Genomic DNA, 7737 nt, shown 5'->3' with positions numbered 1-7737 from the left:
GTGGGCGGGGGCCCGCGGGGGGGGGCGTATCGCCCCCGGGGTGTCCCTCGGGGTGGGGGCTTATTTTTTTGGGGTTGGGGGGTGGCCGTTTTTGTGGTGGGGGGGGGGGGCGACCGGGGGCCCCCCCCGCCGCTCCTCGTCCGCGTAGCCCTCCTTGGCCTGCGCGAGATCGGGGTGGACCTGGAGGGAGAGCGGGGCGCCGGCGGCGAGGATCTTGAGGAGGAAGGGCAGCCGGGGGCCGAACCTGGCGACGGCGGCGGACCCGAGTTCCTTCTCGGGGTCGGCGTCGACGACCTCGACGAGTGTGCCCCGGTCGGTGCGCGAGGGTGCGCCCGGGTGGGCGCCCATCCACATCTCCGCCTGCGGCTCTCCGGTCGGTTCGACGCCGAGCAGCTGCGGGATGGCGGTCGGGGAACCCCAGGCGTAGGGGCGGATGGTGTTGTCGAGGCGGTCCATGGCGTTCTCTCTGGGTGTGCGGGGTGCGGGCGCGTCAGGCTGTCCCGGGCAAGATCAGGCCCTCGAAGCGAGCGCCAGGTAAACCGCGGCGAAATCCGTGATGGCGATCAGTTCCGCGAGGGTCTCCAGTTCGCCGCCGGCCTCCGGTTCGAGCTCGCTGATCGGTGTGTCGTGGCTGAGGGCGAGGTCGCGGGCGCCGGGGGCGGCTGTGAGGCCGCCGATGGGTCGGTCGCGGAGCAGGACCACGCGCGCGTGCAGGGCGGGCGGTTCCTCGACGCGGTCGCGGAAGAAGTCGTCGGGGTCGGCGCTGGCGGCCAGCGGGCCGGCGAGCAGGGCACCGTGGGCGGCGAGCGCCTCGGGGAGTTCGGCGACGACCGCGGGGGTGCCGGACAGTTCGGCGAGGGCCGCGGCGAAGCGGCGGCCGGCCGGGCCTGCCGAGACGCCCTCGGTCCAGACGATCGGGAGCGCGTCGGAGAGTTCGGCGGCCAGGGTCTTGGCGGCGTTGCTGTACGTGGCGATGGCCGGGCCGCAGCGCTCGGCGACGAGGTCGAGGCGGTCGGCGACCTTGCCGAGGGCGTCCGGTGGGGCGGCGAGCACGCCCGTGCGGTCCAGGAGCGCGAGCAGCGGGGTGAGCAGGGCCCACAGGACGCCGGGGGCGGATGCGGCGAGGGGCTCCTCCTGGTCGTACGGGGCGGTCGCCACGGGGACGAACAGGCCGTGCACACCGGCGAGGGCGTCGGCGAGCGGGGTGCGGGCGGGGGCCACGGCCGCGACGGTGCAGCCCCGGCGGTAGGCCTGCTCGGCGAGCAGGGACAGGCCGGGTTCGGTGCCGTCCGGGGTGGTGATCAGCAGGAGGTCCACGGAGCCGATCCAGCCGGGCAGTTCCCAGCGCAGGGCGCCCGCGGCGGGGGCGACGCCGGTGGGGGTGAGGCGGATGACGGGGCTGCCGGCACCGGCGAGCGTGCCGATGAGGTCGGCGGCGTGGGTGGCGGCGGCACCCGGGCCGGCGATGAGCACCGCGCGGGGGCGGCCGTCCGGCTTGAGGTGGTTGACGCCCGCATCGGCGGCATGGCGGGCCGCGGTACGGACGCGGGCGCCGGCTTCTGCGGCGCCGCGGAGCAGTCCGCGGTGGTCGGCCTCGGCGAGGCCCTCCGGGGAGTCGAGCAGCGATTCGTCGAGCATGGGCGGCAGCTTCCCATCGCCGGGGTCCGTTGTGAGGGTGTCCTGGATCGTGCCCGCTGTGCCGGGGGCTATGTGCACCGGTGTGTCGCGGGGGTGCGTGCGCCCCCGGGGGTCACGCGGGGCGGCGGGCCTCGTCGACGAGCAGGACGGGGATACCGTCGCGGACGGGGTAGGCCAGGCCGCAGCTGGTGTCGGTGCAGATCAGTTCGGTGTCCTGCTCCGTGAGGGGGGAGTGGCAGGCCGGGCAGGCGAGGATCTCGAGGAGGCCGGATTCGAGGGGCATAGGGGGTTCCTTCGAGGTGCGGGCGCTTGGGGTTCGTGCCTGGTCAGGTTACCGCCGGTGGGGGGGCGGGGCCTCAGCCCCTGATGATCCCCAGCACCTCGTCGCGCACCCTGGCCATCGTCGCGGTGTCCCGCGCCTCCGCGTTCAGGCGGAGCAGCGGCTCCGTGTTGGACGGTCGGACGTTGAACCACCAGTCGGCGGAGGAGACGGTGAGGCCGTCGAGCTCGTCGAGGGTGATGCCCTGGCGGGCCCCGTACGCGGTGCGGATCGCGGTGAGGCTGGCCTGCTGGTCGGCGACCGTGGAGTTGATCTCCCCGGAGCCTGCGTAGCGGTCGTACTGGGCGACGAGGGAGGAGAGGGGGCCGTCCTGGCCGCCGAGGGCCGCGAGGACGTGGAGGGCGGCCAGCATGCCCGTGTCGGCGTTCCAGAAGTCGCGGAAGTAGTAGTGCGCGGAGTGCTCGCCGCCGAAGATCGCGCCGGTGCGGGCCATCTCGGCCTTGATGAAGGAGTGGCCGACGCGGGTGCGGGCCGGTGTGCCGCCGTTCTCCCTGACCACCTCGGGGACCGACCAGGAGGTGATCAGGTTGTGGATGATCGTGCCCTTGCCGCCGTGCCGGGCCAGTTCTCGTGAGGCGACCAGGGCGGTGATCGCCGACGGGGACACCGGCTCTCCGCGCTCGTCGACGACGAAGCAGCGGTCGGCGTCGCCGTCGAAGGCGAGGCCCAGGTCGGCGCCCTCCTCGTGGACCCGCTTCTGCAGGTCGACGAGGTTGGCGGGGTCGAGGGGGTTGGCCTCGTGGTTGGGGAAGGTGCCGTCGAGCTCGAAGTACATGGGGACGAGAGTCAGGGGCAGACCGGCGAAGACCTCGGGGACCGTGTGCCCGCCCATGCCGTTGCCCGCGTCGACGACGACCTTCAGGGGGCGGATGGCGGTCAGGTCGACCAGGGAGCGCAGGTAGGCCGCGTAGTCCGACAACGTGTCGCGGCCGGTGACGGTGCCCGTCTTCGCGGCCGGCTCCGGGCCGCCCGACTCGCTCCAGCCCTCCACCAGTTCGCGGATCTGCGCGAGGCCGGTGTCCTGGCCGACCGGGGCGGCGCCCGAGCGGCACATCTTGATGCCGTTGTACTGCGCCGGGTTGTGGGAGGCGGTGAACATGGCGCCCGGCAGGTTCAGCGCGCCCGAGGCGTAGTACAGCTGGTCCGTCGAGCAGAGGCCGATCTCCGTCACGTCGGCGCCCAGGGCGGCCGCCCCGCGCGCGAAGGCGCGCGACAGGCCCGGTGAGGAGGGCCGCATGTCGTGCCCGGTCGCGATGGCGCTCGCGCCGGTGACCCGCACGAAGGCCGCTCCGAAGAGCTCGGCCAGGGACTCGTCCCACTGGTCGGGGACGACCCCGCGTACGTCGTACGCCTTCACGACCTGCGACAGATCAGCAGCCACGGCCAACCTTCCTGAAAAGTACTGTCGGTCCGCCCAAACTACCCTCGCCCACCGACAGCGCGCTGGGCGGATGCCGAGAGGACCCACAGTCGTAACCTCAGGTCAGGGGAGCATCCAGCCGTGGACCGGGGGTGCTCTGGCCGACCACGATCAGGCGCATCACCAGCAGCGGGCAAAGGCTCCACGGCAGTACCTTGCGCAGCAAGTCGCCCTCACGGCCCGCGAGTCCGTCGGCCGCGCAGGCGATGGTGAGGCTCTGCGGGGAGATCATCTTGCCGAGGACGCCCCCGGAGCTGTTGGCGGCGGCCAGCAGCTCCGGCGAGAGTCCGGACTCGCGGGCGGCGTTCACCTGAAGGGCGCCGAAGAGGGCGTTGGCCGAGGTGTCCGAGCCGGACACGGCGACGCCGAACCAGCCGAGGACCGGCGACAGGAACGCGAGCCCGGCTCCGGCCGCCGCCACGAAGTGGCCGATGGTGGCCGCCTGCCCGGAGAGGTTCATGACATAGGCGAGGGCCGGGACGGACGTCACGGTGAGGATCGCGAAACGCAGTGCGTGGACGGTCGCGCGCCATTCTCTGACCGCCACGCGCGCGTGGACGCCGATGACGACGGCCGTGAGGATCCCGGCGAACGGGACGAGAGTGCCGCCGGTCGACACTACGGGCCAGCTGAAGACGTTGCCGCCGACCGGTTCGCCGTCGGGGCCGGCGACGTCCAGGAAGGGCCAGTCGAAATGGGTGCGCACGTGAAGAAGCCGGGAGGGGCGGTCAGTTGTCGGGCCAACGCAAGACGCGCAGATGCCCGCGCCGCGCGACTTCCCTCGGGTCGGCCCCGCGGCCCCCGCCACCCGCCCCGGCCGCCCGCTCCGGGGGACGGGCCGCCTCACGCACGGCGTTCGCAAGCGCTTCCAGGTCGTCGCCGCTGGGGCGGGCCGGGGCCGAACCGTCGAGGAGCCGGACGACCTCCCAGCCGCGCGGGGCGGTGAGGCGCTCGGAGTGCTCGGCGCACAGGTCGTAGCAGTGGGGTTCGGCGTAGGTGGCGAGCGGGCCGAGGACCGCGGTCGAGTCGGCGTAGACGTACGTCAGCGTCGCGACGGCGGGACGGCCGCAAGCGGTGCGCGAACAGCGACGTACAGGGCTCACGACGTTGGACGGTACCGCACTCTTGAGCGGGCCGCGACGACTCTCCACCAGGTCACTCCCCCGTGTCGTGCTGTGAAACACCCCACACACCCTTTTGAGCGCACCTTCCTGACCTGGCAGGACATCACCGTCCGAGGTGTCCGACGATCCCGCAAGCGATCAACAGTCACCACAAAACCCTCAATTACCGTGAGGTCGCCGGTCTCGGCGGGATACGGATTTGAGCCCAACCTTGGCTTGAATGGTCATGTAATGACATGTCCCGTGGCGCGGCCGGAAGCCGTCCGTGCCGCCGTGCGGTGCCGGGCACAGGGGCGCGGCGGGGACTACCCTTCACCAGTGATGGACAAGCCCGTAACGCCCCGTGCCGCCGCCCCCGGGCCCCGCCGTCGTGATCGCCACGGACGGGGCATGCGCGGCCCGATCGCACCACCGCAGGTGCCGCTCGCCGCGAGCCGCGCGGAGGCGTTCGCCGATCTGGTGCAGGACTCCGTGGAGCGCCTGGAGCGGCGGTGGCCGCAACTCGCCGACATCGATTTCCTGGTCCTCGAGGTGCCGCGGCTCGACGGGCCCGGCCAGGCGTGGAACGACGAGGCCGTTCCGCTCGGCGGAACGATCACCGCGCGCGAGGGCCGCCCCGCCCGCGTGGTCGTCTACCGGCGGCCGGTCGAGATCCGCACCAAGGGGCGCGACGAGCGGGCGGCACTGGTGCACGAGGTCGTCGTGGAGCAGGTCGCCGAGCTGCTCGGACTGACGCCGGAGACGGTGGATCCGCGGTACGGCGAGGACCAGGGCTAGTCGGTACGGCGAGGACCGGGCCAGTCGACGCCGGACGCGGACCGGGGCCATTCGGACGCCGGACGCGGACCCGCTCCGGCCGGCAGCCCCGGCAGTCCTACTTCTGGAGAACCGACAGGTCCTCGTCCGCTTCCGGCACCGCCACCGTCCCCCGGTCGTCCGGCAGTGTCTGCACGGTGAAGGCGCGGACGCCGCCCTCGCTCGCCGTCAGGGTGCGGGCCCCGTAGACCGGGCCGCCGGACACCGTCTCGACCGTGAGCGCGTAGGTGCCCTTCAGGCCGCCGGGGGCCGGGGGCTCGATGTCCTGGGTCGTGCCGGCCTTGATCGTGTAGGTCTTCGACACCGGCGTACCGCCCTCGCTGCCGGCCGAGGCGGTGACCTTGACCGTGGCGGCGGCGCCGGGGGCCGTCAGGGACAGGGTGCTGCCCTTGCCGCTGTTGTCGGCGGACGTCGCGCGCGTGCCGACGGGGCGGGTGGCCGGGATGAACGCCGTCTCCTGCTTGTCGCCCTTGCCGCGTACGACCCGCAGGGCCGCCACGACCGGCACGGACCGGTCCGTCGGGGTCAGCACCAGGGAGCCCGCCTCGCCGCGGGTGACGTCGCCCAGGTCGACGGCGGTGGTCATGCCGCCCTTGACGTGCACCGTCTCGTGGCCGGCCGGGGTGATCGGCCCGGAGGGGGAGGCCAGGCGCACCTTCAGGTCCGCGTCGGCGTCGCCGGGGGTGAAGGCGACCAGGCGCACGGAGGTGGCGTCCTCGGGGATGCCGGGCAGGACCAGGCTGCCCGACGGGTCCGTGGACGCGGCCAGCCAGTCGCCGCCGAGCTTGTCGTCCAGGGCCTGCACGGCGGCGCCCACGCGTCCGCTGCGGACGTTGACGTGCACCGTGAGGTTGGTCTGCCGCTCGCCGGTGAGGGTGGACAGCAGGACCGGCTCGCTGGAGTGCGGTGGGACCGTGATGCCCTCGCCCACCGCGGACTTCAGGGCGCCGTCCTTGCCGTAGAGCTCGAGGTCGACCACGGCGGCCGAGTCGTCGGGGTTCGTCAGGTGGACGTAGTCGGTGCGGTCGGCGTCCGTGCTGGCGCCGGGGAACCAGAAGTCGGTGTCCGGAGCGGTGCAGTTGACGCCCTGCAGACCGCGGCCGGTCCCCGCGGCGACCTCGGTCGTCTCCTGGACCGTCCAGCCGGGCGCGAACCTGCCGTCCGCGGTGCCGACGAGGGCGGGTGCGTCGCCGCCGGAGGTGTCGCCGGTGACCGGCTTGCCGGGCTCCTTGGGAGTCAGTACGGGCTTCGCGGGCTTGTCCTCGCCCGACTTCCCGTCGTCCTTGCCCTTGCCCTCGCCGTCGTCCTTGCCCTTGCCCTCGCCGTCGGCCGGGGCGTCGGCCGACTCCTCGGCGGCCTGCCGGAGTTCGGCCTTGCCGCCGCTCCCGGTGCCCTTCGTGACGGGCGTGAACGAGGTGTAGGACGTCTCGGCGAGGTCGGACGTGCTGGGCGCCGGGCACAGCAGACTCGTGCGCTCCACGGGCAGTTGGGCGGCCGCCTTGGCGGCGGTGTCCGTGCCCGGGGCGTCCGGAACGGACAGCGCGGCGAATCCGGTGACGGCGGCGAGCGCGGTCGTGCCGGCGATCAGGGACAGGGTGGTGCGCTTCACTGCTGGCTCCCGTCGGGACGCTCACTGCCCGTGCCGTGGGGGTGGTGCTGCTGCGCCGGGTCGTACGGCGTGCCGTAGCCCTGCTGGTAGGCCTGGTCGTAGCCCTGCTGGTCGTACGGCGGGTTCTGGCCCTGGCCCCCGTACGCGTACGGGTCGTACTGGCCGCCCTGGTACGGATCCGCCTGGTACTGCTGTTGCCCGTAGGCGTCCGCCGGGGCGCTCTGGTACTGGTCGCCGTAGCCCGCGTACTCGCCGGCCTGGTAGCCGGCGTTGTCCCACTCCCCGTAGTTCTGCTGCTGGGGCACCGCTGCCGGCGGCTGCTCCGGCTGCGGGGGCGGGAACTCCTCGGGACCGGCGGTCTCTTCGGCCTCGGCCTCGGCCTGGGCGCGCAGGCGGCGGGCACGACGGCCCTCACCGGCGACGGCCTGGGCCGGGACGGGCGGCTCCTCGGGGAGGTCGTCGTCGATGTCGCGGCGCCGGCCGGGCAGGGCGAGCACGACCAGGACGACGGCGAGGAGACCCTGGGCCCACAGCCAGGCCGTGTGGCCGATCGGGTCGTCGTAGGTGACGTCCAGCCTGCCGCCGGTGGCGGGGAGTTCGAAGCCCTGGGCCCAGCCGTCGACCGTGGTGCGGGTCAGTGGCTTGCCGTCGAGCGTGGCGGCCCAGCCCTCGGAGGCGGCGTCGGCGAGGCGCAGCACGCGTCCGCCGGCGCCGGTCGGGATCGTGGTGTGGATGTCCACGGGCCCGGCGGCGACGGGCTGCGGGGTGCCGGAGGTGGGGACGACGGTGG

6 protein-coding genes and 3 pseudogenes are annotated in these 7737 nt (G+C 73.6%); 1 reads left to right on the top strand and 8 read right to left on the bottom strand.

The genetic code is table 11. The annotated features are described in order from the left end of the window. Window positions 1–123: 123 nt before the first annotated feature. The 6 genes and pseudogenes from ABZ281_RS28845 to ABZ281_RS28820 form a co-directional block, all read right to left on the bottom strand. Window positions 124–456 (bottom strand): annotated as a pseudogene (locus tag ABZ281_RS28845) (type I phosphomannose isomerase catalytic subunit); the annotation flags it as partial. A 54-nt stretch (window positions 457–510) separates the two neighbouring features. Next, the gene (locus ABZ281_RS28840) at window positions 511–1638 is read right to left on the bottom strand and encodes an SIS domain-containing protein (RefSeq protein ID WP_356660111.1); all 1128 of its coding nucleotides are present in this window, start codon (window positions 1636–1638) and stop codon (window positions 511–513) included. Window positions 1639–1750: 112 nt separating this feature from the next. Then, window positions 1751–1921 carry a Trm112 family protein gene (locus ABZ281_RS28835; RefSeq protein WP_356660109.1) on the bottom strand — a complete coding sequence of 57 codons (171 nt, stop codon included), beginning with the start codon at window positions 1919–1921 and terminating at the stop codon, window positions 1751–1753. A 73-nt stretch (window positions 1922–1994) separates the two neighbouring features. Further along, window positions 1995–3359, bottom strand: a complete 1365-nt coding sequence (locus ABZ281_RS28830; protein ID WP_356660107.1) for a phosphomannomutase/phosphoglucomutase — start codon at window positions 3357–3359, stop codon at window positions 1995–1997. A 102-nt stretch (window positions 3360–3461) separates the two neighbouring features. Beyond that, a pseudogene (locus ABZ281_RS28825) lies at window positions 3462–4092 on the bottom strand (L-lactate permease); the annotation flags it as partial. Window positions 4093–4126: 34 nt separating this feature from the next. Next, window positions 4127–4549 carry a DUF3499 domain-containing protein gene (locus tag ABZ281_RS28820; protein WP_356660105.1) on the bottom strand — a complete coding sequence of 141 codons (423 nt, stop codon included), beginning with the start codon at window positions 4547–4549 and terminating at the stop codon, window positions 4127–4129. 294 nt (window positions 4550–4843) lie between these two features. On the opposite strand from ABZ281_RS28820, the gene ABZ281_RS28815 reads away from it, so the two are divergent. Further along, the gene (locus tag ABZ281_RS28815; RefSeq protein WP_329328518.1) at window positions 4844–5299 is read left to right on the top strand and encodes a metallopeptidase family protein; all 456 of its coding nucleotides are present in this window, start codon (window positions 4844–4846) and stop codon (window positions 5297–5299) included. A 97-nt stretch (window positions 5300–5396) separates the two neighbouring features. On the opposite strand, the gene ABZ281_RS28810 is transcribed toward ABZ281_RS28815, so the two are convergent. After that, window positions 5397–6947 (bottom strand): DUF5719 family protein, encoded by a 1551-nt coding sequence (locus ABZ281_RS28810; RefSeq protein ID WP_356660103.1) that lies wholly within the window; start codon window positions 6945–6947, stop codon window positions 5397–5399. After that, a pseudogene (locus ABZ281_RS28805) lies at window positions 6944–7737 on the bottom strand (family 2 glycosyl transferase); the annotation flags it as partial. The gene ABZ281_RS28810 and the pseudogene ABZ281_RS28805, both read right to left, overlap by 4 nt.

Origin of the sequence: Streptomyces sp. NPDC006265, assembly GCF_040613555.1 — a bacterium.
Taxonomy (GTDB): domain Bacteria; phylum Actinomycetota; class Actinomycetes; order Streptomycetales; family Streptomycetaceae; genus Streptomyces.
Note: the sequence above shows the minus strand (reverse complement) of the source record. Positions and strands in the feature narration are given on the sequence as shown.

Bases quoted from the DNA above. Each gene is read 5' to 3' on its own strand.
- ABZ281_RS28840 (WP_356660111.1), bottom strand. From the start codon at position 1,638: ATGCTCGACGAATCGCTGCTCGACTCCCCGGAGGGCCTCGCCGAGGCC.
- ABZ281_RS28835 (WP_356660109.1), bottom strand. From the start codon at position 1,921: ATGCCCCTCGAATCCGGCCTCCTCGAGATCCTCGCCTGCCCGGCCTGC.
- ABZ281_RS28815 (WP_329328518.1), top strand. From the start codon at position 4,844: ATGGACAAGCCCGTAACGCCCCGTGCCGCCGCCCCCGGGCCCCGCCGT.